At 58.4% G+C, this 1,639-nt stretch carries 1 protein-coding gene; it reads right to left on the reverse strand.

The window, feature by feature from the left end; genetic code table 11:
- Positions 1 to 1,430: CHAT domain-containing protein (locus H293_RS56945; RefSeq protein ID WP_158694615.1), on the reverse strand; the 1,430-nt coding region annotated here is incomplete at its 3' end.
- Positions 1,431 to 1,639 lie beyond the last annotated feature (209 nt).

Genomic DNA, 1,639 nt, shown 5'->3' on the forward strand with positions numbered 1-1,639 from the left:
GTGATGCGCTGCCGACCACGGCAGAAGTTCCGTCGGGTAGCGGCGTCCCGGTAGTCCGGATCCTGCTGCAAGATCCGCCCATACAGGTCGATCGCGTCGGACCAGTCTGCAGATTCCTCAGCCTCTATTGCTCGTTCATAGAGCTTCATGAGCTGCAACTGCCTAGCAACTTGATCACGCAACTTGATGGCTTCGCTATTCTCCGGTTCGAGAGAGAGCAAGTCCTCAAGCAACTCCATGGCCTTATCGGGGTGGCCTATCCGCAATTCTTCACTGGCCATGATGTATAGTTGGCGTTTGCGTTGATCTCCTTCGTTCGGCTGCTTTTCACGAGTGGTCAAGTCAAACAGAAGGTTTGCCTCGCCTCGAATGTACAACACTGGAGTGATCCACTCCAATGACTTGCTGGTGCCAAGCATTGAGATCCGTCCACTCCTGACGGCATCGTCGACTCGGCGTCCATAAGCCAGCGCAGTGTAAAATCCCTGAGCGAAGCTCACTGAGGCGCGGTCGCTGATCGAGAACTGCATTGCTGCCACTGCGTTTATTCCGCTCCGAACGAGGGTGGCTCCAGAACTTGAGAATCCGTCTCCAGCCCCTCCTTGAGCGGATACGCACGAGTTAAGCACCACTAGCCGGGGTACGGGTTTAGCCCACGTAATAAGGGCTGCTAGGCGAGACGCTTCTACCATGTCAGCCCGACCGCTCTCGCCTACCAGTGCAATCTGTCCTTCTTCGTAATTCAGGTCGTAATCGCCGTGGCCAATGAAGTGCAGCACGTGCCATGGGCCAGCGTTGAGACGGTTTTGCAAACTCTTCCAGCTTGCGTCTGTCAGCCACTCCAGCTCTACCCGGCCGGCAGTAACTTGCTCTGTCAGCGCCTCCTTCAACAGTGCACGTTCGGCGTCGGTGTCCAGCAAGGGGAGGCCGCGCGGAGAGGCGATTACTACCAGGATTCTCAGAGGTAGCTGGGCTGGCAGGGGGTTAAGCGGGTGTGAGGCCGGAAGGTGCCTGACTATCGGCTCTCGTAGGCACACGTAGGAGTCGTCCTGGGAGTCGAACAGAGCTTCCCAAGGTAGGAGTGCCAGCTCTGGCGGCTCCAGCCGCAGAATTATTTGGAGGCTTTCCTGTCGCTCTTGCGCCACGCTCAGACTCGCGCGATAGGTTCCCAAGATCTGGTTACTGAAGAGTGCGTCGAACAGTTGGCTTCCCACACGTCGCACGAGCTGCTCACTCGGCCGTATCACCCGGCGAGTCTGCTCGGCTGAGTACACCACCCAGTTTTCTAGCGCTGGGCGCTGCTCCAACAGCTCGTCAACGTTTAGAATTAGCGGCGCCCGGGGCTCCCCGCCGGCAGCGGCTTTTACCACCCGCACCTCGTACTCACGCGAGTGAAGCTGGCAAATCTGCAGTTCCAGGACAGTGGCCATCGCCGCCTCGTTCCTGGCACACCCACACGGCCGTAAAAATTGCCGAGTAACTATCATGTCGGAAAGCGGCTCACCCGCTTACACCTCCATCATGCGACGAGGCCAACCCGCTTGCACGTCGATGCTTCCGCCTCGCCGAGGACCTGGCCCCTCCTAAGCGCAATACCAGTGACTTAAGGGTCTCGACTGGTAGCGTGGCATCCAGGAGG

This window comes from Streptomyces canus 299MFChir4.1, from assembly GCF_000383615.1.
In the GTDB taxonomy this organism is placed as follows: domain Bacteria; phylum Actinomycetota; class Actinomycetes; order Streptomycetales; family Streptomycetaceae; genus Streptomyces; species Streptomyces canus_C.